We start from the raw sequence: 23,463 nt of genomic DNA, 5'->3' as shown, positions 1-23,463 counted from the left end.
TAACTCATCTCCAAATTAACTCATCTCCAAATTTTCCTATAGAGACATAACTTTCTCCCTCTCTTTTCGTTTATAGGTAAGGAAGTGTATATTTATCCTTCCAAACACACCGTATAGCTGTGTTTTTTAGATTTAGTAAGCACACATATCATAATTCAACCTTTAAACAAGTAGCGTCCTATGCAAAGAAGATCTTTTATAAAAAAAAGCGGATATACCGGATTAGCCTTATCACTAATGCCTGGCATTACCTTAGCCCAAGACTCGGAATATTCCTTAGATGAATTAATGGGGAAAAAAGATATCAAGTTATATGGGAAGGATATCAACATGAAAAAAGAAGCCCATGACGCCTTTGTAGAAATGAGAAAAGCAGCCTATAGTGACGGGGTAGATTTAAAGGTGGTTTCTAGTTACCGTAGTTACTTTAGACAAGATACAATATGGGAGCGCAAATACTTACAAAACACTAATGAGAGGGGCATGTCTAACATGGCAGCCATAGAAAAAATTATAGAATATTCTACCATTCCCGGAACCAGCAGACACCATTGGGGAACCGATGTAGATATTATTGACGGTTATCCAAAAACCACTGGTGGGGTCTTAGAGACGGCTAAATTTGAGGCAGGAGGCCCCTTTGAACTTTTTAAACAATGGATGGACGAAAACGCCAATAAATTCGACTTTTACTTGGTATATACCGACAACCCTAAAAGGAAAGGCTTTAAATACGAACCATGGCACTATAGCTATGCCCCAATTTCTAGGCCTATGTTAAAAGCATACCGGAGAAAGAATATCGCTAAACTGATTATGCAACAAGACATTATAGGAAAAGAGCATTTCACTGCAGGATTTCTAAAAGGGTATATACAAAACAATATTTTAGATATAAATCCCGAATTATTGTAACCTTTTTTTTCGTAAATTGTTCTAGTACCAGTGACCTATTTTAATAGCAACCTTAATTAGCGGTTTTACACAACACCAATGGAAGCTAGACCACCATTTCTATATCAAAAGAAATGAGTATAAACTAAGAGGCATGCAGATGTGTAATAGAAATGTTGAGCTACGAAACAAGGTTATAAATAGAACAGTTTTCTCTTAATAAAAAGGCAGACCATTATGAGGCGAAATTGGAAAATCCGGATTTTTATTGGCTTGGCCATTGTGGCTTTCGCCTATATACAACGCTGCACTAATAAGGAAGAGAATCCCTATACCGGCAGGGTACAGAATATTAGTATGAGTACAGATCAGGAAATTGCTATTGGCTTGCAGAGCGCTCCACAAATAGCTCAGCAGTATGGCGGACTCTATCCTAATGATAACTATCAGGCCATAGTAGACCAGGTAGGAAACAAATTAGTAAACAACAGCATTGCTAAGGAAACCCCTTATAAGTATGAGTTCCACCTACTAGCAGATGACCAAACGATAAATGCTTTTGCCCTTCCTGGAGGTCAGGTTTTTATTACCTATGCCCTATTTTCCAAATTAAACGAAGCCCAATTGGCGGGCGTTTTAGGACACGAAATAGGTCATGTAATTGGGAGACATTCCGCCGAAAGAATTGCCGAAGGAAATTTCTGGAAAACCGTTTCTATGGGAGCTTCCGTAGGAGCCGATGCTGGAGATATTGTAGGCAGTATTGGTCAGAACACCCTATTGACAAATGGTAGGGAAGACGAATTAGAAAGTGATGATTTAGGGGTATTATTTATGCTTCGTTCTGGTTATGATCCCCTTGAAATGATAAGAGTAATGGAAATCTTAAAGGAGGCTGCAGGCCCCAACCGAGTACCCGAATTTAAAAGCACCCATCCCGATCCAGACAATAGGATAGAGCAAATTAAAAGCGCTATAAAAAAATACGAAAACCAATTCTAAAATAAAATATAAACAACGTACAACCCCCTGATCTGCAATTAATTTCGTATCTTACAGCGATTCCCAATCTTTAATACCTCGTTCGTTTAACCCCTTATAGCTTGGATTATTATTAATCTAAACAAGACTATATGGGAACACTATTACATTTTAAACATCTTTATTTAAATGCATTTGAGAATTGTAAGCCGGAGTTTGCAGTATTTCTTTTAAAACTGTATTCCGTTTTCTGTCTCGTTATGCTATCATTAGCACTTTATGCTTTTTTGTTCAGGATTTTTACAGGATTCGATTTTTAGAAAAAAAGAATTTCACCCTTACCCAAACTGAACACTATAGCAGAGAACAACCACATGAGTATAAAAAAAGAACCTATCGGATAATCCGACAGGTTCTTTTTTTAAAAGCAATACCACTACGTTATTTCCTTAAATGAGCATTAATAACCGCTAAAGCATCTGTAGCATTAGAAAATTCTGCATGCCTTTTTGCAGTATAGCCATTATCGCACCTTACCGTTAGGTCTGCCCCATTTTTTATTAAGAGCGATAATATTTCGGCCTTGTTATAACGGGCGGCAAAAATAGCCGGAGTTTTCCCTAAGGATTTTTTATTTACATCCTCTCCCAAATCTATAAACCGTTTTACGGTTGCAACATCTCCTTCTACAATGGCTTTGCAAAAAGAACTTAGTTCACGCGGGGTTTCTAATAACAACACACTAAAGTTTTCGTGTTTGTCCATTGGTTTGTTGGCACTAAAGCCGGCCGACATGCATAAAAATGCAATGGCAGCAATTACGATTGTTTTTCTCATGATGAATAAGATTTAATTAAAATATAGATTTTGATTGTATATAGTAGACCCGTCAAATGCTATTTTGTTACAGTAATGGCACTTAAATATTATAATATTAACAGGAATGGGATGTTGAGTGGTACGCTATCAGTTCTCTTAAAAGGAGCTGTCAATTTTAAAATTACTAGCCTAAATTCTAGCATTCCATGGGCAATAGTTTTATTTTTGACGTGAATAATAATAACATTATGAGCAAAAAAGTAATCCTAATGATCTTGGATGGTTGGGGAAAATCTCCCGACCCTAAAGTATCTGCAATTGAAAATGCCAACACTCCATTTATAGACTCTCTTTACACCCAATATGCCAACGCCAATTTATTGACTGATGGTATGAATGTGGGGCTGCCAGAAGGACAAATGGGAAATAGTGAGGTAGGCCATATGAACTTAGGGGCTGGAAGGATCGTTTATCAAGATCTTGCTAAAATTAATCTTGCTATAGAGCAAAACACTTTAAAGGACGAGGTTGTTTTAAAAGAAGCATTATTACATGCCAAAGACCAAAATAAAACAGTTCATTTCTTAGGCCTGTTGAGTGATGGCGGAGTACACAGTCATACTTCCCACTTAAAAGGACTTATCGATGCCTGTGAAAGCTACGGTATTAAAAACAGTTATATTCACGCCTTTACAGACGGTAGAGATGTAGACCCTAATAGCGGGGTGGGCTATCTAAATGATATTAACGAATACTGTGCAGATAAAAACGTAAAACTAGCAAGCGTTATAGGACGTTACTATGCTATGGATCGTGATAAAAGATGGGAGCGCTTAAAAATGGCTTACGACCTGTTGGTTAATGGTACTGGAACCAAAACAAAAGACATCGAAGCATCTGTTTTAAAGAGCTATGAAGAAGGAGTAACTGATGAGTTCTTAAAACCTTTGGTAATCACTAATGAAAATAACGATCCACTTACCACTATTAAAGATGGAGACGTAGTGATATTCTATAACTTTAGAACCGATCGTGGTAGAGAACTTACCCAGGTATTGAGTCAGGTAGACATGCACGAGCAAAATATGCATAAACTAGACCTTTACTTTGTTACTATGACTAATTACGACGACTCTTATGTTGGTGTAAATGTAATTTATGACAAAGACAATATAGAAGATACTTTAGGCGAGACCTTGTCTAATGCTAATAAGAAGCAGATCCGTATTGCGGAGACCGAAAAATACCCTCACGTTACTTTCTTCTTTAATGGAGGTAGGGAAGTTCCTTTTGATGGAGAGGAGAGAATCCTTTGCCCATCACCAAAAGTAGCTACTTACGATTTAAAGCCAGAGATGAGTGCATACGAAATTAGGGATGCCATTATCCCTGAACTAGATAAAGGGGAAGTAGATTTTGTATGTCTAAACTTTGCTAACCCAGATATGGTGGGCCATACTGGAGATATGCAAGCCGCTATAAAAGCCTGTGAGGTAGTAGACAGTTGTGCTAATTCGGTTATTACTGCCGGACTCAATAATGGGTACACTACTTTGGTAATTGCAGATCACGGGAATTGTGAAACTATGATAAACCCAGATGGTAGTCCAAATACAGCACATACTACTAATCCTGTTCCTCTAATCTTAGTAGATAAGGAATTAAAAGCGATACAAGACGGAGTTTTAGGCGATATTGCTCCTACTATTCTTACGCTTCTGGGGGTACCACAACCCAAGGCAATGACAGGGAAGAGCTTATTGTAAGAAAAATGAAATTAGAATTGGAAGCCACAATTCTTTAGGCTTCCAGTTCTAATAGTAATGTTTTACCTTTGCAGTCTATGATAACAACAAAAACACCGGAAGAGATAGAATTAATGCGCGAAAGTGCATTAATCGTTAGTAAAACCTTGGGAATGTTGGCCAGTGAAGTGAAGCCTGGAGTAACTACCCTACAATTGGATAAGCTGGCAGAAACCTTTATTCGCGATCACGGAGCAATTCCAGGATTTCTTGGATTGTATGATTTTCCCAATTCACTATGTATGAGTCCAAACGCTCAGGTGGTACACGGTATCCCTAATGATACTCCACTTGAAGAAGGCGATATCATATCTATTGACTGTGGAGCTTTGAAAAATGATTTTTACGGAGACCATGCCTATACTTTTGAAGTGGGAGAAGTTTCCCCAGAAGTAAAAAAGCTATTAGAGGTAACCAAGGAATCTCTTTATGTGGGAATTAGAGAGTTTAAGATTGGTAATCGCGTTGGCGATGTGGGATATGCCATTCAAAAATTTACCGAAGACCAAGGTTACGGAGTAGTAAGAGAATTAGTAGGTCATGGGATAGGCCGTAAAATGCACGAAGACCCCGAAATGCCCAATTATGGGAAACGAGGCCGTGGAAAGAAATTTACGGAAGGAATGGTAGTTGCTATAGAGCCTATGACCAACTTAGGAACACGTCATATAAAGCAATTAAGTGACGGGTGGACTATCTTAACACGTGATGGTAAGCCTAGCGCCCATTTTGAACACAATGTAGCTATTGTAGATGGCAAACCAGAGATCCTCTCTACTTTTGCTTATATCTATGAAGCTTTGGGCATCACTAGCGATGAAGAAGACGAATTCCGCCAAAAGGCATTAGTATTATAATAAGAATATTAAAAACTCCTGTTCAAAATTGAAACAGGAGTTTTTGTATCCTATAGATTTTGATTTTGCTGCTCTTTTTATTCACTTCAGGGATAGTTCCATCCATCAAACTATATTGAGCTAACAGGAAGAAAATAAACTTAGGCACACAATAGCTACCCCAACTTTATACGATGGCATTGAAAAAAATATTCAAACTAGTCCTTAACTCGGTCCCTAGACCAATACTTATCAATTTAAGCTATGTGGCCAGACCCATCTTAGCAATGACCATGCGTGGTAATAGGTACACCGATCCCATAGACGGTAAAACCTTTAGGAAGTTTTTGCCCTACGGATATGAGAGTCCGAGAGAAAATGTATTGTCCCCTTCTACCCTATCTTTAGAACGACACCGACTATTGTGGTTATATTTAAAAAACGAAACCGATTTTTTTGACAAGCGATTAAAGGTGTTGCACTTTGCCCCAGAACAGGCATTTTTTAAACGCTTTAGAAAACTAGAAAACTTAGATTACACCACTACCGATTTAGATTCTCCCTTAGCAGATATTACAGCAGACATATGCGATCTTCCTTTTCAGGATAACACCTATGATGTAATCCTTTGTAATCACGTTTTAGAACATATCCAAGACGATACACAGGCAATGAAAGAGCTTTATAGAATTTTAAAACCTGGAGGATGGGGAATCTTTCAGATCCCACAAGATTTAAACAGAGCTGAAACTTTTGAAGATAATACCATTATAGATAGAAAAGAACGAGCCAAAATATTTGGACAGTATGACCATGTTCGTATTTATGGAAGAGATTATTTTGACAAACTAAGAAGTATAGGTTTTAAAGTAACCGAAGTAGATTACACCAATACTAAGTTATCTCCCGAAGAAGTAGAAAGATACCGATTGGCCCCAGGGGAAATTATCCCACTGGTGACCAAGTAATTATTTTATCAACATAGCTTTAAAGCCATCCGTCATATACTCTACCACTTCTCCGGCATCATCCAAATAAATAATATACCCATCTAAGACTTCGTCGGAATTTAATATGTCTTTGGAGTGCTTCAAATCCATCGCCATAAAAGCGGTAGCATAGGCATCTGCCGTAGCACAGTCATTAGCAACTACAGTAACTGCTAAAATATTAGAGTTTTTAGTAAATCCGGTTAAAGGATCAATGGTGTGTACATATTTATCCCCCGTTTCTGGGTCTATCTTAAACTTCCTATAATTTCCAGAAGATGCCATGGCATTATCCTTCAAATTAACGGTTTGCTTAGACGTACGTTCCCAACCCATTTGCGGATCGTCTATAGCCACTACCCATTGTTTTTTCTTAATTGTATTTTCCCCTTTGGCCACCAATTCCCCACCAACTTCTAGCAAATAGTTTTCTATCCCTTTGGAATCTAAGAACACCGCTATTCTATCTACAGAATACCCTTTAGCAATAGCGTTAAAATCGAAATAAATATTGGGATTGGTTTTAGTAATTTTATGCTCCGGAGTTAAATTCACTTTATTAAATCCAACATATTGCAAAAGGCTATCTACACGCTCTCTATTCATTTCTAACTCCTTTCCAGGACCAAAGCCCCACGCATTAACCAAAGCCCCCACAGTAGGGTCAAAATAGCCCTCAGTGGCATTATATATCTCTCTAGACAGGTTAAACACTTCTCTAAACATATGATCTACTACCACAGTAGTATCACCACGGTTAATCTTAGAGATATCCGAACTGGGGATATAGGTAGACATGGATTGATTAATCACCTTAAAGATCGAATCTATTTCCGTCTGATAATCCAATTCCTCATCGGCTATATAGATAAGACTATAAGTGGTCCCTAAGGCCTCTCCCACGGATACGTTTTTTACCAACCCTCCATTTTTCTGTCCGCACCCCACAAGGATAATAAGGAATGGAACAGCAATAAGCCACGAATAATTAAATTTTAATAAGTCCTTCATATTCTAATATATAATCTTCATTTAAATAAACAGGCAGGCTTCTGTCTGTAGCATTGTAAAGTCCAACTCCCGCATAATAAGCATCGGCTTCATGTTTAGCGGCATGATCCTTCATTTTCTGCATAAACACCTTATCATAGGCTTTAGGATCTAAGGGATGGGGAACATTCCTAACCACTATAAAGTGTAGTTTCTTATCTTTTAAACATACGAATTGAGGGTTTTTCTTTGGTTCACTATTCACCCCCATAAATTCGTACCCTTGTGCCTCTAACTCCTTTCCAACAATATTCATCGCAAGATTATGCAATTCCTGACTGCTAAGTTCTTTACTCATTTTTAATTCCTTAAATAAAATGGGTTATAAAAAATAGACCTGTCTTGTTTTAGAAACAGGACAGGTCTATAAGTTCATTTAGATTAAAATTAACCTTGGCTTATCCACCAAAATCATCGAATCTAATATGCTCATCTGGGATACCAAAATCTTCTCCCATTTTCTGTACCGCCTTGTTCATCAATGGAGGTCCACAGAAGTACAATTCAATATCTTCTGGAGTTTCGTGATGGTTAAGGTAGTTTTCTATTACACAGTTGTGAATAAATCCTACGAACCCATCTCCAGGAGCATCTATATTCTCTTTTACTTTCCAGTTATCTTCTTCCAATGGTTCTGAAAGAGCCATATAGAATTTAAAGTTAGGGAATTCTTCCTCTAATTTTTTAAAGTGATCTATATAGAACAACTCACGCTTAGATCTACCACCATACCAATAAGTCACCTTTCTATTGGTTTTTAGGGTATGGAATAGGTGATAAAGATGCGATCTCATTGGAGCCATCCCTGCACCTCCACCAACGTAAAGCATTTCTGACTCAGATTCGTTGATAAAGAATTCACCATAAGGTCCGGAAATAATACATTTATCACCTTTCTTAAGGTTAAAAATATAAGACGATGCAATACCTGGGTTTACATCCATCCAACCGTTTTTATTTCTATCCCATGGCGGAGTAGCAATACGAACGTTCAGCATAATCTCTCTTCCTTCAGCAGGGTAAGAAGCCATTGAATAGGCTCTTTCTTCCGTTTCTGTATTCTTCATAACCAAAGGCCACAGATTAAACTTATCCCATTCTGCCTGAAACTTATCTGGTGTTTCGTGCTCTTCTGGATGCGCAGTAATATCCATTTCAGAATATTTAACCTCACATGGCGGAATCTCAATCTGAATATAACCACCAGCCTTATAGCCCATGTCTTCAGGAATCTCTACTACAAATTCCTTAATAAAGGATGCCACGTTATAGTTTCTTACTACAGTAGCCTCCCATTTCTTAATACCAAATACTTCTTCAGGAATGGTAATATCCATATCCTGCTTCACCTTTACCTGACAAGCCAAACGCATCCCTTCACTCAATTCTCTTCTAGAGAAGTGTGGGGTTTCTGTAGGCAAAGCTTCTCCACCACCTTCAAGAACGTGGCATTCGCACTGAATACAAGTACCACCTCCACCACAGGCAGAAGGAAGAAAAATCTTTTGATTTCCTAGGGTTGTTAATAAAGTATCTCCAGATCCAACTTCAACCTTTCTTTCTCCATTAATAGTAATAGTTACTGGTCCGGATGGGGATAATTTTTCTTTGGTGAACAGCAAAAGTGCCACCAACAATAACAACAGTATTAAAAACGCGATTACTGTTATCAGTATAGTTCCAAGTGTGCTTGTAGCTAATATCATCTCTAGTTTTTGTTTTTTATAGCGTTGTTAAAGGAAACGGTGTTTTCATTTGCCTCTTCCGAAATTTTATCCTCTTTCTCTTTTTGAGCGGTAGTAGGAACTTCTTCCTGTGCAGCTTCATCTCCACCGGTTAACATACCACCAAAGCTCATAAAGCCAATAGCCATTAATCCGGTTATAATGAAAGTAATACCAAGACCTCTTAAAGGTGCAGGTACATTAGAATATCTAATTTTCTCTCTAATAGCAGCAATTGCCAAGATAGCAAGGAACCAACCAATACCAGAACTAAGACCATAATTAAAGGCCAATCCTAGTGTTTGAATATCTCTAGATTGCATAAATAATGATCCTCCTAAGATGGCACAGTTTACCGCGATAAGTGGTAAGAATATCCCTAAGGAATTATATAATGCAGGAGAGAATTTCTCCACTACAATCTCTACCAATTGCACCATAGTTGCGATAGTAGCGATAAACAAGATAAAGGATAAGAATCCAAGATTATAATCGGCGTATTCTGGTCCTAACCATGCTAATGCTCCATCTCTAAGAAGATACTGATCTAACAACCAGTTAAGAGGAACGGTTACGGCCAATACGAAGATTACCGCAGCTCCAAGACCTACTGCTGTAGCTACCCTTTTGGATACCGCCAGATAGGAACACATTCCTAAGAAGGTCGCAAATACCATATTATCTATAAATATGGATTTAAAAAATAACTCTACATGTTCTAACATAACATTCTATTATATTGGTAACTACTAGTTTTCTTCAATTAAGTCTTTGTTTCTAGAACGCTGTACCCAAATAATGAGTCCAACCACAATCAATGCCATTGGTGACAACAACATAAATCCGTTGTTCTCATAGCCTATTGCATATAGTCCTGTTTTTGCAATAGGATCTCCTAAGACTTTATAACCTAGCAAGGTCCCAGAGCCTAAAAGCTCTCTAAAGAAACCAATGATTACTAGAATTATTCCATATCCCGCGGCATTTCCAATACCATCTAGGAAAGATCTCCAAGTTCCATTGGCCAAGGCAAAAGCCTCAAAACGTCCCATAATGATACAGTTGGTAATAATTAACCCCACAAAAACTGATAGGGTCTTACTAAGCTCATAGGCAAACGCCTTTAAAACCTGATCCACTATAATCACAAGAGTCGCTACAACGACCAATTGCACAATAATTCTAATTTTTGATGGGATAATATTTCGCATCAAGGAAATTACAACGTTCCCCATTCCCATTACAAACAGTACCGAAACGGACATCACAATAGACGCTTTTAATTCGGCTGTAATTGCTAGAGCGGAACATATACCCAATACCTGAATGGTAATAGGGTTGTTATCCGATAGCGGATCTAATATTAGATTTGCATCTTTTTTTGAAAGTAGTGCCATAGTTTATTTTTTAACTCTTATGGTTTCCAAATAGGGTTTATATAAATTTAAAGTCTCTCTGATCATTGCGGTAACTCCGTTACCAGTGATCGTAGAACCAGCCAATGCATCTACTGCATTATCATCTTTTCTCTCATTGGTAGGATCATTATTCCCCTTAGCAACCTCAATACCTGCATATCTACCATTGTCTAGTACAGACTCTCCTATAAAGTCGTCCATAAAATAACGCTGATTAATATTAGCACCAAGACCAGGAGTTTCACCAGCGTGATCAAAGAAAACGCCTTGAACTACCATATTAGCATCTAAGGACATAAATCCCCAAATAGCATCCCAAAGTCCTTTACCTCTCATCGGGATAATATAGTATTCCTTACCGTCCTTTTCTCCAACAAATAAAGGTAACCTTCTTACCTCACCTGCTTTCGCTAAAGATTCTTCTTTTTTAAGATCAATTAAGTAAGCCTTATCATCCTTAGTAATATCATCACCTTGAATAACCAACTGCTCCTTAATGTACTTATCAAACTCAGCTGCTACTTCACTGGTAGAAATAAAGTTTACACTACCTTCATCATCACCATTCTCATTTACCCCCATGGCATAAAGAATGTTCTGTTGTTTCTCCAATCTCTCGTTTTCACTGATCTTACCACTAAGTGATGAAGCTAAAAAAGCTAAAACCGATCCAACGATAACCACCATAACAGTGGCAAAAATAACCGTATAACTATTCTTCTCTGTATTAACTGCCATGTCTATACTGTTTCTGCTTTTAATTTATCTGCTTTACCTTCACCTTCTCCAGGTAAAACTACAGCGTTCTTTGCACGTTTCAACCTTCTATTTATATTTCCTTTCACCACATAGTGATCAATTGTAGGAGCAAATACGTTCATTAACAAGATTGCCAAGAAAACACCTTCTGGATAAGCTGGGTTGAAAACTCTAATTAAAACAGAGATCAATCCGATTAAGAATCCATAAATCCACTTCCCACGATTAGTCTGTGCTCCTGTTACTGGATCTGTAGCCATATATACAATACCGAAGGCCAATCCACCCACTAGTAGATGCTTCCAGTACTCAAAACTCATTAATCCGTAAAAAGTACTTGTTTCAGTTATCCAACCTGCTGATACGGCACCGTTAAAAATAAGTCCCATAACTAAGGAACCTGCAACGGCACTCACCATAATTCTCCAGCTAGCTATTTTACTAAATATCAAAAATAAACCTCCTAAAAGAATTAACAAGGTAGAAGTCTCACCAATAGAACCAGGTATAAAACCATAAAACATATCAGCAACAGAATAAGACATCTCTGTAGCTCTTCCTTGTGCTAAGAATCCTAATACTGTTTCTCCAGAAATTGCATCTGGACCACCTGCTAAATCAACTGCTTGGTGTACCCATACTTTATCACCACTCATCCATGTAGGATAAGCAAAGAATAAAAAGGCTCTAATTGTTAATGCAGGGTTTAGAATATTCATTCCTGTTCCCCCAAACACTTCTTTCCCGATTACCACACCAAATGCAACAGCAACTGCCAACATCCATAATGGGGTATCTACAGGAATAATTAATGGCACTAGCATTCCAGTAACCAAGTACCCTTCTTCTACCTCATGACCTTTCATAACGGCAAAAAGGAATTCTATTGCAAGACCTACTCCATAGGATACAATTACCAGAGGCAATACTGTCCACGCCCCCATAAGGAAGTTGTCCCAAGTAAGGAAGTTCCCAAAAAGAGAAGCTTGTCTAATAACTCCATTTGCTGCATCAACAGCAGCATAATGCTGGTAACCTGCATTAAAGATTCCGAATATTAAAACCGGAACCAATGCCATAATCACCGTATTCATAGTACGCTTTAAATCGTCTACGGCGCGAATATGAGATCCAGAATGGGTTGTTTCATTAGGCGAGTACAAGAAAGTATGCAAGGCATTAAATGCCGGAGCCATTTTTTTACCCCTATACTTTTCTTTTAGCTGATGTAAATTATTTTTTAAGCTCATCTTTATCCTATTTCTTTATATAATAAATCCAACCCTTCCCTAATAATCTGCTGATGGGGCTGTTTAGAGACACAAATAAATTCAGTAAGTGCAAAATCTTCTGGAGCCACCTCATACAGACCTAGTTGTTCCATCTCATCAATATCTTTCACCATACACGCCTTTAAAAGCTGTAAAGGATAAATATCCATTGGGAAAACCTCCTCATAAAAACCAGTAAGCACAAAATTTCTGTACTCCCCGTTAGTATTGGTATCTAAATCGTATTTTTTATTTGGCTGCAACCAAGAAAAAGTAAGTGATCTGGTAGATGATATCTTATCGAATACAGGCTTATTCCAACCGAAGAATTCGTAATCATCTCCTTCTGGAATAACACTTACGGTATTGTTATAAAATCCTAGATGACCGTCTGGTTGGGATTTACCACCAGTAAGCACATCTCCATTAATAACCCTAAAATTCTCTGAGTTTACACCACTTGCATAAAGGAAAGTAGAAACCTCAGCTCCAATTTTAGTAGTATAGTATTTTGGTGCTTTTACAGAAGAACCTACTAAAGCAATCACTCGCTCAGGATTAAATTTCCCAGTAAGCAACAACTCCCCTATAATCACAAGGTCTTGAGGAGCAACAGTCCACACCGTCTCTCCTTTATTGATAGGATCTATCTTATTGATCTGAGTCCCTACCAATCCTGCTGGATGCGGCCCAGACACTTTATGTAACTCAACCCCCTCCATTTTAGAGAAGATAGAATCAGAACCTTTACCTACAGACACATGAACCTTCCCTGGAGTAAGTTTCCCCAAGGCATTCAATGCTGCTTGAATCTCCTTATCCTTTCCTTTTAGCGAAAACTCTAAGCTCGCTGCTAAAGGACTGGTTACATAAGCCGAAACAAAAATGGCTTTAGGAGTCACTTCCGGATTTGCTATAATATCGTATGGACGTTGTTTAACAAACGGCCAACAACCCGATTTTAATAGCAAAGCCTTTATTTCCTCCGTACTACTGCCTGAGGAAATTGGGGTGTGCTCAATTGATTCCTGATTCTTATCAGCTAAAATTTTTAGCGACAATATTCTTCTTCTCGCACCTCTCTCCACTTCAATTAGTTCTCCACTAACTGGTGAGACAAATTGCATGTTTTCCACGTCTTTATTAAAAAACAGTGGCTCACCTGCCTTCACCTCAGCACCTTGCTTAACTAACATTTTGGGAGTAACTCCGTGAAATTCTAGAAGATTGATCGCGTAAACATTACTCGCTACTGCCTTGGAAACTGACTTTTCCGCTTCACCAACAAGATTAATGTTCAAGCCTTTCTTAATTCGAATGTCTTTTGACATATTTAGTAGACCTTAGGTTATCAAAATTTCGTGCAAATTTAGCACTTAATAAAAAGTTTTCATAATAAATGTCGATAAATTTGGTGTTTGGTCGCGCCAATGGTCATTAGGCACCCTTTTTGCTTACCTTTACCCTAAAATTTGGCCAGATGCACAGAATAATTAGCGTTGCTTTCTTCTTAGTTTTCAGTATTTCTAATCACGCACAGGTACTGGAAGAAATAAACGCACCCAACCATATAAAATCCATCATTTTTAAAGGGAGTACGGATGACCAATTCCCAATAGTTCCCCTTGGAGAATCTATATTTCTAGAATTTGACGACCTCCTTGCTAGCGAACAAGATTACTACTATAAAATTGTTCACTGCAATTATGATTGGACCACCTCATCCCTGTTAAAATCACAATACATTCAAGGGATGGACAATGAACGTATAACCGATTACCAGAACAGCTATTCTACCTTACAACCCTATTCTAACTATAAGCTCAGCATCCCCAATGAGTATACCCAACTAAAGGTTAGTGGCAATTATATTTTAGAAATTTATAACAGTTATGATGAAATTCAGTTTTCTCGCAGATTTCTGGTATATGAAGATAGAGTAAAGGTAGGCGGCGTAGTTAAACGATCTAAAGACTTTAACTACATAAACGAAAAACAAGTAGTTCAGTTCAACATCAACACCCAAAACTCCCCTCTTACAAATCCTAAAAAAGAGGTTAAAATAACTATCATACAAAATGATCAGTGGGCCACCGCTATAAACAACCTACCTCCTCAGTTTATTTTAGGCAATGAACTGGTGTACAAATACGATAAAGAAACTAGCTTTTTTGGCGGTAATGAGTATTTTAATTTTGACACTAAGGACTTACGAGCCCCTAGCTCTTCTATTTCTAGAATAGCACTAACCGACCTTTACAACCATTTTCTGTTTACAGATTATTTTAGAGACGACAGACCCTATACCTATTACCCAGATATTAATGGAGATTTTGTAATCAGGACACTTCAAGGACCAGAAGCATCTAGAGAAGCAGAGTACACTTATGTACATTTTAAATTGCCGTATACAGAAAAAATTGGCTTGAATGACGTTTACGTCTATGGAAAATTTAATAATTACGATCTAAACGAGGAGAATCTAATGACCTATAATGAAGCGACAGGAAATATGGAAGCCACCCTCAAAATGAAGCAGGGATTTTACAATTACAAATATGTGATGCTACGCCAAGACGGCACCTTAGACAAAAATACCATATCTGGAAACTTTCATTTTACGGAAAACAAGTACTTAATCCTAGTTTATTACAGGCAATTTGGAGAACAACATGACAGCCTCATAGGTATTGGATCAGCAAACTCCAGAAGCATTACCAACTAAAATTAGAGCAAATATAAAAACCCATACACCACATCGACACATTATCGTGGTGAAGAAGACCTAAGATTGAAGCTATTACACCGATTATATGTTAATTATTTTCTCTCTTTATTTATTCTTCTATATCTTGCTGTCTGATAACAGATTAACAATCCCCGTCGTTAAAGTTAATAGCATAGGAATAATTCTTTGTATTTTTGAAAATTCCTTTATTAAGTCGACGGTTTTTTTTATTGCTAGTCCTAATGATGGAACATTTCAATAGAAATAAGTTTACATCAAAGGGTTTATTTAGTTTAAGCCAGACACCGATTAGTATTACCGATAGAATTAGCTTATTTATTAATTAGTTTAGATGAGAATCTTATGATTACACAGGTAACCAAAGGCATAAAAATTTCAGTTAGCACTTCTTTCGAAGGTACATTTTTTAAGAATTATAAAATGCACTACGCCTTTGGGTATACGATAACCATTGAAAACCAAAGTAAAAAACCAGTACAACTTACCTCTCGTCATTGGCGTATTTATGATTCATTAAATGAATTAGAAATTTTAGACGGGGAAGGAGTCATTGGACAAAAACCTGTTATTAACCCAGGTGAATCTCACACATACACTTCTGGCTGCCTATTAGCTTCAACTGTTGGCGCTATGAAAGGGCATTACAATATGGTAACCCTAGCTACTTCTGAAATATTTAGAGTATATATCCCTACTTTTAAATTTAGCGCACCTTTCGCACTGAATTAAACATCCCAGGAAATCAGATTTATTAGCAAACTTAGCTTGTTAGTGCAAGGTTTTGCTATGCTTTATCTCTACACCACTATTTTAAACACATCTACTTCTAGAAATACTGGGCCAAGCTCAAAAATTGTGTAAGACTTAAATTAACAGGAAGGAGCAATGGCAAGAATCTTCCTTTATTGACATATCAATACTTTTCCATTAATGAAATGCTCAGCATTCATGAATTCCTTTAAAAAGCAATAAAGAAGGAGATGAATAAAAAAGTATTTAAACAAAACTAGGCTTAATTCTTCTTTCCTTAAATCTACAGATTTTCGACTAAAAAAGAAAGTAAGCCGAAAACCTTTGCTATAAGGCTTCTTGATTTATTTTCCTTATCCGCAGAATAGGATTCAAAAGCTCCGAGATTCAGCTTTTTTATATCCAAAAAAGCGCGGAGTTTTGAATCCGTTTTTTAGATTCCATCTAAAAAATTCATCAGGACCGATCGGAAAATGCAACGATTTGCATTTGTAGAGAGGGGCCAGTTGGCGCGCGGGCCATCGCTACAGCTGGCTCCTTAAATCAAAGGTACACAGTACCTTCGCTTTAAGGCCCTGTTCGTTTTCTTTGGACAAGCAAAGAAAATGAAAAAATATACTTGGGTAAGACTCAGATAAACATTTATAGAAAAAATTTACTATTCGAAAATTATTTAAGATACATTGTTTGCATAAACAGAACAATTGGTCATAATCCGAAATACCCTCTAAAAACTCCCCCTATTAAAACTTGTAATACCATGTTATCAGGTTTTAATATCGTAGGTACTTTTAGTACCTTTGCTTGAAAATTAATATATAAAATCATAATTATGGGTAAAGGTTTTTTTCAAGTACCTACAGCATATAATGAGCCAATAAAGAGCTACAAACCCGGATCTCCAGAGCGGGAAGAAGTATTAATACAATACAACAGCTACTTTAACACTACTGTAGATGTCCCAATGTATATTGGAAACAAAGAGGTAAGAACCGGCAACACCAAGCCGATGTCTCCTCCACATGACCACCAACACATTGTAGGGCAATATCACCTTGCAGAAAAGAAACATGTTTCCGAAGCCATTGAAAACGCCTTGGAAGCCCGCGAGAAATGGGCCAACCTTCCTTGGGAGCAACGAGCCTCTATTTTCTTGAAAGCTGCAGAATTAATTGCAGGACCTTATAGAGCAAAGATTAATGCAGCAACTATGATTGCTCAATCAAAGACCATTCATCAGGCAGAAATTGATTCGGCATGTGAGCTAATAGATTTCCTTCGTTTTAATGTGGAGTATATGTCTCAGATTTATGGAGATCAACCAGAATCTTCAGAAGGCATTTGGAACCGTGTAGAATACAGACCACTAGAAGGTTTTGTTTACGCCATTACCCCGTTTAACTTTACCGCCATTGCAGGAAACCTTCCTGCCAGTGCTGCCATGATGGGGAACGTAGTATTATGGAAACCTAGCGACAGCCAAATCTATTCTGCAAAAGTAATTGTAGACATTTTTAAGGAAGCTGGAGTACCAGACGGAGTAATTAATGTTGTATATGGTGATCCAGTTATGATTACCAAAGTTGCTTTAGATAGTCCAGACTTTGCTGGCCTTCACTATACAGGATCTACCCAGGTATTTAAATCGCTATGGAAGCAGATTGGAAACAACATTGACACCTACAAAACCTACCCAAGAATTGTTGGTGAAACAGGAGGAAAAGACTTTATAATTGCGCATCCTACAGCCAATACAAAACAAGTTGCTACTGCTATTGTTAGAGGTGCCTTTGAATTTCAAGGACAAAAATGTAGCGCCGCTTCTAGAGTATACCTTCCTAAATCTATTTCCAACGAAATCTTAGAGTTGGTAAAAGAAGATTTAAATTCTATGAACAAACCAGGTTCTCCAGAAAATATGGGGAATTTTATAACTGCAGTTATCCACGAAGCCTCTTTTGACAAACTGGCCAAGTACATAGACCAAGCAAAAAAAGATAAAAAGGCTACTATTGTTTCAGGTGGTAATTACGATAAATCCAAAGGTTACTTTATAGAACCTACAGTAATCGTTACTACAGATCCTAACTACACTACAATGGAAACTGAGCTTTTTGGGCCGGTAGTAACCATTTACGTTTACGAGGATAAAGACTGGTCTGAAACTTTAAAATTAGTAGACAGCACTTCTGAATACGCGCTTACAGGAGCCGTTATCTCTGCCGATCGTTACTCCATAGAAGAGGCCACTAAAGCCTTACAGAACTGCGCAGGTAACTTCTATATTAATGACAAGCCTACCGGTGCTGTAGTAGGACAGCAACCTTTTGGCGGTGCAAGAGCTTCTGGAACTAATGATAAAGCCGGATCTGCACAAAACTTATTGCGATGGGTATCTCCAAGATTAATTAAGGAGACTTTTGTAACACCAACAGATTATAGATATCCGTTCCTAGGATAATACAAATCGCATTAAAATAAAATACCCGTAGTGCTCATAGCGCTACGGGTATTTTATTTTTATTAAACAGAAGAAAATAACTCTCTTTAAAACACAATATCTTTTAAAATTTCACGTTACAGTAAGGAGCCTATATGCAGGCAACCTAAAACAGTAACATCATGTACAAACCAACAACCCATAACAGAACAAACTTAGAAATTTCTTCTTGGGCAACAAACTTCCCCAAACTCCTTAAAGAATATGCTAAACGCTGTAGAGATTCGTATCAATTAATGCTAAAACTTTAGCCTTTATACTTCATAGGGAGGTAAACCAATTTTTTAGTTTCAAAAAACTCCTCCTCAAAATAATCCGATATCGGGTATACTTCTACGGTTCGATATTCTTTTAGTTCTTCTTCTAAATCCCCACCTTTAAGGTAAAGGATACCGTTTTTACGATCATGGACAGAGTCCTTTTTTATTTTTCCTTTCACCCAATGCACAAATGTTGGCATAGCTGCTACGGCGCGACTAACGATAAAATCGAACTGCCGATCCAACTCCTCTACTCGAGAATGAATAGCGGTAACATTAGTGATATCTAAATTATCTATTACCTCTTGTACTACTTTAATCTTCTTACCGATAGCATCTACCAAAACAAATTGGGTTTCTGGAAATAAAATTGCTAAGGGAATACCAGGAAATCCACCTCCAGTACCAACATCTAAGACATGGGTATTTGGAGCAAATTGCTGAAATTTAGCAATTGCCAATGAATGTAAAACGTGGCGAATATAAAGCTCATCTATGTCCTTTCTAGAGACCACATTAATTTTCACATTCCAATCCTGGTATACATCTTGCAACTTGGTAAATTGTTCTTTTTGATGCTCCGTTAGATTGGGAAAATATTTATAGATAATAGTAAGATCCATATATTTAATAAATTAGTGCCAAAAATAATAATTTACTAACCATTGGCTTCGTTTTAACGACACCTAAATAACATTTTTTTTACATTTACCGTATATTTACAAAAAATTAAATCATGGAAAATAAAACCATTCGATTTTCTAGAAAAGATTCAGCTCAGTTTTTCAGAACATTAAATAAAAGAGTTAACGATTACTTTAAGGAAAATAACATTAAAAAAACAGGCAACTGGAAACTCCATTTAAAAACAGCTATTATGTTCACGCTGTTTTTAGCCCCTTACTTCTCTATATTAACACTAGGCCTACCTAATTGGGCCAACCTACTCCTAACCATTGTTATGGGAATAGGCATGGCAGGTGTTGGAATGAACGTTATGCACGATGGTAATCACGGTGCTTACTCCAATAAAAAATGGGTGAATAAGATTATGGGCGGCAGTATTTATATATTGGCAGGAAACGTTTATAACTGGCAAGTACAACATAACGTACTACACCACACTTACACCAATATTCACGAACATGATGAAGACCTTGAAGCAGGGCGAATCTTAAGATTCTCTAAGCATGCTAAATGGCATAGATTTCACAAGTTTCAGCATTATTACTCTATTTTACTATATGGACTACTAACGTTTAACTGGGCAATCACTACTGATTTCCAGCAAATGTACCGATACACCAAAAGAAAATTGTCTTATGGTAAGTTCCCTAGCCCAGTATTAAACTGGAGCCTACTAGTGGTTACTAAACTTATCTACCTAACAATTTGGATTCTTATCCCCATGCTATTCCTTGATATCGCTTGGTGGAAAATCTTATTAGGATTCTTTATTATGCACTATGTTGCGGGAGTTATCTTAAGTGTGGTATTCCAATTAGCACATGTTGTAGATCATGCAGACACCCCACTTCCTTCAGAAGACGGTAGCATGAAAAATACTTGGGCAATTCATCAACTATTTACTACGGTAAATTTTGGCACCAATAACAGAATTGTTAACTGGTTTACAGGCGGACTTAATCATCAGGTAGAACACCACATCTTCCCGAACATAAGTCATATACATTACACAAAAATTGCCAAAATTGTTAAAGAGACTGCAAATGAATTTAATTTGCCTTACAACGAATATGAAACTACAAGAAAAGCTATAATTTCGCATTTCAAACATTTGAAAGAATTGGGCAAAAATCCAGAAATACAATATCAGTAAACCTAATACAAAAATGAAGAACCATTTATCCGATAGGATTAACTCAATGTCCACTTCGGCCACATTAGCTATGGCCGCGAAAGCAAGAGAATTAAAAAGTGAAGGTAAAGATATCATCGGCCTTAGTTTAGGAGAGCCAGATTTTAACATTCCTGAATTTATTAAAGAGGCAGCTAAGGAAGCTATAGACCAAAACTATAGCAGCTACTCCCCAGTTGACGGGTACGCAGACCTTAAACAAGCGATAGCCAATAAATTTAAAAGGGACAACAACCTTACCTATGGTCTTAATCAGATAGTAGTTTCTACCGGTGCTAAGCAGTCTTTGGCTAATATTGCTATGGTTATGCTAAACCACGGAGACGAAGTAATCCTTCCTGCTCCTTATTGGGTAAGCTATAGTGATATAGTAAAACTAGCCGAAGGGGTTCCTGTAGAAGTACCGACGAGTATAGACACCGATTTTAAGATGACCCCTGCTCAATTAGAAAAGGCCATCACCCCAAAAACAAAAATGATTTGGTTTAGCTCCCCTTGTAACCCAAGTGGATCGGTATACAGCAAAGAAGAGTTAGAAGGCCTAGCAGAAGTATTGCGCAAGCATCCAAATATTTTTGTAGTTTCTGACGAAATATATGAGCATATCAATTTTAAAGGGAACCACGTAAGTATTGCTAACATAGATGGTATGTATGACCGTACGGTTACCGTTAACGGAGTATCCAAAGCCTTTGCTATGACGGGATGGCGTATTGGATATATTGGCGGACCAGAATGGATTGCTAAAGCTTGTACCAAGTTTCAGGGACAAAATACTAGTGGCGCTAATGCCATAGCACAACGTGCAACCATTGCTGCTTTAGATGCACCTGTATCTTCCATAAAATTTATGATTGATGAGTTTCACAAGAGACGTGACATCGTATTAGAATTACTAGGTGAAATAGAAGGTTTCAACTTAAACGTACCAGAAGGTGCTTTTTATGTGTTCCCAGACATTTCTAGCTTCTTTGGAAAAACACTTAATGGAACCACAATTAACAACGCTTCTGATTTCTCATTATACCTTTTGGAACATGCCAATGTAGCTACCGTAACCGGTGAAGCATTTGGAAATAAAAATTGCATCAGAATTTCTTATGCAGCCTCCGAAAAGGAATTAAGAGAAGCTATAGCAAGAATAAAAGCGGTTTTATAAAACGTATTCAAATTCAGTAAAACAAAAAATGGACATCCTAACCGATGTCCATTTTTTATTTACCCTTATTTTAATTTCTATCAAAAAATAAGATCCTTAAAGCACCTTATTATTGTACTCCACAAAACCCTAGGTTCTTTTCCAAAAGTAGGGAGTTAATAGTATTAATACTGTAAAGAGCTCCAATCTCCCCAACAACATTAAGATTCCGCACCACCATTTTCCAAAAGCGGGCAAGCTATTAAAATTACTAACAGGATTTAACTCCCCAAATGCAGGACCTACATTACCAAGAGAAGATGCAGCACCACCAATAGCACTTATAAAGTCGAGCCCAAGCGCCCCTAAAACCAAGGAACCTACTATAAAACACAACATATAAAGCACAAAGAAGGCTATAATATTATATACAATATGCTCCTGAACCGTTTTATTATTATACCGTACGGGGATAATAGCATTGGTGTGCAAGGTTCGCTTAAACTCTAGCATTCCATTTTTTATAATTAACACATGCCTCATCACTTTTATACCTCCAGAGGTAGATCCTGCAGATCCCCCAATAAACATAAGAATAAAGAAAAGTATGGTTACAAAGGGCGTCCATGCGGTAAAATCTGCCGTTACAAATCCGGTAGTGGTAATCACGGAGACTACTTGAAATAGCGAATGCCTAAAGGCACTTTCAGCCTCCCCAAATACCATTGGATGAAAATCTGATACCGGTATATTGGCTTTTAAATACACTACCAAAGCAGCAAGGACCGTAAAGCATCCTATTAAAATAGAATAAAATTTAAACTCTTCATCTTTAATAACTTTTTGCACCTTCCCTTTAAAAGCATAATAACTCAATACAAAATTGCTACCTGCTAGGAACATAAACAAAATCACTATATACTGTATCAATGGCTGATCATTCCAATACGCCATACTTGCATTTTTCGTAGAAAATCCTCCAGTAGATAAGGTAGCTAAAGAATGGTTAATAGCATCAAAAAAGCTCATTCCTGCCAATTTCAATAAGATTGTTTCGGCAATGGTATACGTAAGATAGATTAACCATAACCTTTTGGCCGTATCGGTTATCCTAGGGTGTAACTTATCTCCACTAGGACCTGGTGCTTCTGCGGCAAATAACTGCATCCCTCCAATTCCTAAAAGTGGCAAAATAGCAATAGCCAGCACTATAATTCCCATCCCGCCAATCCAATGCGTTAGACTTCTCCAGAAAAGAATGCCTTTGGGAAGCGCCTCAATATCATCTACAATAGACGCGCCGGTAGTAGTATAACCAGAAATAGTTTCAAAAAAAGCATTGGTTACACCTGGGATACTTTCAGAGAAGAGATAGGGCAGCATTCCCGAGATAGACATAACCAACCACCCAAAGGTAACAATGATATACCCCTCATGCCGTTTAACCTCTTTATCATGCTCCCGAGTATAAAACATAGATAAAACTCCCACCAACATAGTAACGATAGCCGCAAGAGCAATATCTAAGGTTACACCATCTTCATAAACACCACTAACAATAGCCGCTAAAACCATAAATCCACCGTTGCACAGCAACAGTAGCCCCATCAAATGAAAGATTATTTTTTTATTTAGCGCCAT

At 37.5% G+C, this 23,463-nt stretch carries 23 protein-coding genes; 12 read left to right on the top strand and 11 right to left on the bottom strand.

All coding sequences use genetic code 11. From position 1 onward, the window contains the following. The first annotated feature begins 180 nt into the window (after nt 1-180). The 3 genes from H344_RS0119115 (at nt 181) to H344_RS22390 (ending at nt 2,195) form a co-directional block, all read left to right on the top strand. The gene (locus H344_RS0119115; RefSeq protein WP_026811733.1) at nt 181-915 is read left to right on the top strand and encodes a M15 family metallopeptidase; all 735 of its coding nucleotides are present in this window, start codon (nt 181-183) and stop codon (nt 913-915) included. 216 nt (nt 916-1,131) lie between these two features. Next, nucleotides 1,132-1,896: a M48 family metalloprotease gene (locus tag H344_RS0119110; RefSeq protein WP_026811732.1), complete on the top strand. Its 765-nt coding sequence runs from the start codon at nt 1,132-1,134 to the stop codon at nt 1,894-1,896. A gap of 131 nt (nt 1,897-2,027) precedes the next feature. Further along, nucleotides 2,028-2,195 carry a DUF6747 family protein gene (locus H344_RS22390; protein ID WP_316929574.1) on the top strand — a complete coding sequence of 56 codons (168 nt, stop codon included), beginning with the start codon at nt 2,028-2,030 and terminating at the stop codon, nt 2,193-2,195. Between the two features lie 121 nt (nt 2,196-2,316). Here the strand turns inward: H344_RS22390 and H344_RS0119105 are convergent, their stop codons facing one another. Further along, nucleotides 2,317-2,712 carry an ankyrin repeat domain-containing protein gene (locus H344_RS0119105; protein WP_026811731.1) on the bottom strand — a complete coding sequence of 132 codons (396 nt, stop codon included), beginning with the start codon at nt 2,710-2,712 and terminating at the stop codon, nt 2,317-2,319. A 230-nt stretch (nt 2,713-2,942) separates the two neighbouring features. Between H344_RS0119105 and gpmI the strand changes: the two genes are divergently transcribed. The 3 genes from gpmI (at nt 2,943) to H344_RS0119090 (ending at nt 6,303) form a co-directional block, all read left to right on the top strand. Then, the gene (gene gpmI, locus H344_RS0119100; protein ID WP_026811730.1) at nt 2,943-4,460 is read left to right on the top strand and encodes a 2,3-bisphosphoglycerate-independent phosphoglycerate mutase; all 1,518 of its coding nucleotides are present in this window, start codon (nt 2,943-2,945) and stop codon (nt 4,458-4,460) included. A gap of 77 nt (nt 4,461-4,537) precedes the next feature. Further along, nucleotides 4,538-5,356 carry a type I methionyl aminopeptidase gene (gene map, locus H344_RS0119095; protein WP_026811729.1) on the top strand — a complete coding sequence of 273 codons (819 nt, stop codon included), beginning with the start codon at nt 4,538-4,540 and terminating at the stop codon, nt 5,354-5,356. A 179-nt stretch (nt 5,357-5,535) separates the two neighbouring features. Then, nucleotides 5,536-6,303 carry a class I SAM-dependent methyltransferase gene (locus H344_RS0119090; RefSeq protein ID WP_026811728.1) on the top strand — a complete coding sequence of 256 codons (768 nt, stop codon included), beginning with the start codon at nt 5,536-5,538 and terminating at the stop codon, nt 6,301-6,303. Here H344_RS0119090 and H344_RS0119085 read toward each other — a convergent pair whose 3' ends face one another. The 8 genes from H344_RS0119085 to H344_RS0119050 form a co-directional block, all read right to left on the bottom strand. Then, nucleotides 6,304-7,335 (bottom strand): FAD:protein FMN transferase, encoded by a 1,032-nt coding sequence (locus tag H344_RS0119085; protein ID WP_026811727.1) that lies wholly within the window; start codon nt 7,333-7,335, stop codon nt 6,304-6,306. After that, a complete protein-coding gene (locus H344_RS0119080; RefSeq protein ID WP_026811726.1) occupies nt 7,313-7,672 on the bottom strand; it encodes a hypothetical protein in 360 nt (119 codons plus the stop codon). The genes H344_RS0119085 and H344_RS0119080 overlap by 23 nt, the downstream gene beginning before the upstream one ends. Before the next feature lie 100 nt (nt 7,673-7,772). Further along, nucleotides 7,773-9,080: an NADH:ubiquinone reductase (Na(+)-transporting) subunit F gene (gene nqrF / locus H344_RS0119075; RefSeq protein WP_026811725.1), complete on the bottom strand. Its 1,308-nt coding sequence runs from the start codon at nt 9,078-9,080 to the stop codon at nt 7,773-7,775. Between the two features lie 2 nt (nt 9,081-9,082). Then, nucleotides 9,083-9,823: an NADH:ubiquinone reductase (Na(+)-transporting) subunit E gene (gene nqrE, locus H344_RS0119070; RefSeq protein WP_026811724.1), complete on the bottom strand. Its 741-nt coding sequence runs from the start codon at nt 9,821-9,823 to the stop codon at nt 9,083-9,085. Nucleotides 9,824-9,847: 24 nt separating this feature from the next. Next, on the bottom strand, nt 9,848-10,495 hold the full coding sequence (locus tag H344_RS0119065; protein ID WP_026811723.1) for an NADH:ubiquinone reductase (Na(+)-transporting) subunit D: 648 nt from the start codon (nt 10,493-10,495) through the stop codon (nt 9,848-9,850). 3 nt (nt 10,496-10,498) lie between these two features. Beyond that, complete coding sequence (locus H344_RS0119060; protein ID WP_026811722.1) at nt 10,499-11,254, bottom strand: Na(+)-translocating NADH-quinone reductase subunit C; 756 nt, start codon at nt 11,252-11,254, stop codon at nt 10,499-10,501. Nucleotides 11,255-11,256: 2 nt separating this feature from the next. Continuing rightward, nucleotides 11,257-12,525, bottom strand: a complete 1,269-nt coding sequence (locus H344_RS0119055) for an NADH:ubiquinone reductase (Na(+)-transporting) subunit B (protein WP_026811721.1) — start codon at nt 12,523-12,525, stop codon at nt 11,257-11,259. A 2-nt stretch (nt 12,526-12,527) separates the two neighbouring features. Then, the gene (locus tag H344_RS0119050) at nt 12,528-13,877 is read right to left on the bottom strand and encodes a Na(+)-translocating NADH-quinone reductase subunit A (protein ID WP_026811720.1); all 1,350 of its coding nucleotides are present in this window, start codon (nt 13,875-13,877) and stop codon (nt 12,528-12,530) included. 149 nt (nt 13,878-14,026) lie between these two features. On the opposite strand from H344_RS0119050, the gene H344_RS0119045 reads away from it, so the two are divergent. From H344_RS0119045 to H344_RS22320, 4 genes are all read left to right on the top strand, one after another. Continuing rightward, nucleotides 14,027-15,271 carry a type IX secretion system plug protein gene (locus H344_RS0119045; RefSeq protein ID WP_026811719.1) on the top strand — a complete coding sequence of 415 codons (1,245 nt, stop codon included), beginning with the start codon at nt 14,027-14,029 and terminating at the stop codon, nt 15,269-15,271. 366 nt (nt 15,272-15,637) lie between these two features. Then, nucleotides 15,638-16,024, top strand: coding sequence for a Co2+/Mg2+ efflux protein ApaG (apaG, locus tag H344_RS0119040; protein ID WP_026811718.1), 387 nt, complete (start codon nt 15,638-15,640; stop codon nt 16,022-16,024). An 853-nt stretch (nt 16,025-16,877) separates the two neighbouring features. Then, nucleotides 16,878-18,506 (top strand): L-glutamate gamma-semialdehyde dehydrogenase, encoded by a 1,629-nt coding sequence (gene pruA / locus H344_RS0119030; protein ID WP_026811717.1) that lies wholly within the window; start codon nt 16,878-16,880, stop codon nt 18,504-18,506. A 161-nt stretch (nt 18,507-18,667) separates the two neighbouring features. Continuing rightward, nucleotides 18,668-18,796, top strand: coding sequence for a hypothetical protein (locus H344_RS22320; RefSeq protein ID WP_262482304.1), 129 nt, complete (start codon nt 18,668-18,670; stop codon nt 18,794-18,796). Here H344_RS22320 and rsmG read toward each other — a convergent pair. Then, nucleotides 18,793-19,428 carry a 16S rRNA (guanine(527)-N(7))-methyltransferase RsmG gene (rsmG, locus tag H344_RS0119025; RefSeq protein WP_026811716.1) on the bottom strand — a complete coding sequence of 212 codons (636 nt, stop codon included), beginning with the start codon at nt 19,426-19,428 and terminating at the stop codon, nt 18,793-18,795. The two genes, H344_RS22320 and rsmG, sit on opposite strands and share 4 nt — an antisense overlap. A 113-nt stretch (nt 19,429-19,541) precedes the next feature. On the opposite strand from rsmG, the gene H344_RS0119020 reads away from it, so the two are divergent. Further along, complete coding sequence (locus tag H344_RS0119020; RefSeq protein ID WP_026811715.1) at nt 19,542-20,645, top strand: fatty acid desaturase family protein; 1,104 nt, start codon at nt 19,542-19,544, stop codon at nt 20,643-20,645. 13 nt (nt 20,646-20,658) lie between these two features. Continuing rightward, entirely contained in the window at nt 20,659-21,843 is a 1,185-nt protein-coding gene (locus H344_RS0119015; RefSeq protein WP_026811714.1) for a pyridoxal phosphate-dependent aminotransferase, read from the top strand. 129 nt (nt 21,844-21,972) lie between these two features. Here the strand turns inward: H344_RS0119015 and H344_RS0119010 are convergent, their stop codons facing one another. Then, the gene (locus H344_RS0119010; protein ID WP_026811713.1) at nt 21,973-23,463 is read right to left on the bottom strand and encodes a TrkH family potassium uptake protein; all 1,491 of its coding nucleotides are present in this window, start codon (nt 23,461-23,463) and stop codon (nt 21,973-21,975) included.

Source organism: Arenibacter latericius DSM 15913, from assembly GCF_000424985.1.
Taxonomy (GTDB): domain Bacteria; phylum Bacteroidota; class Bacteroidia; order Flavobacteriales; family Flavobacteriaceae; genus Arenibacter; species Arenibacter latericius.
This window is presented reverse-complemented; position numbering and strand designations above follow the sequence as displayed.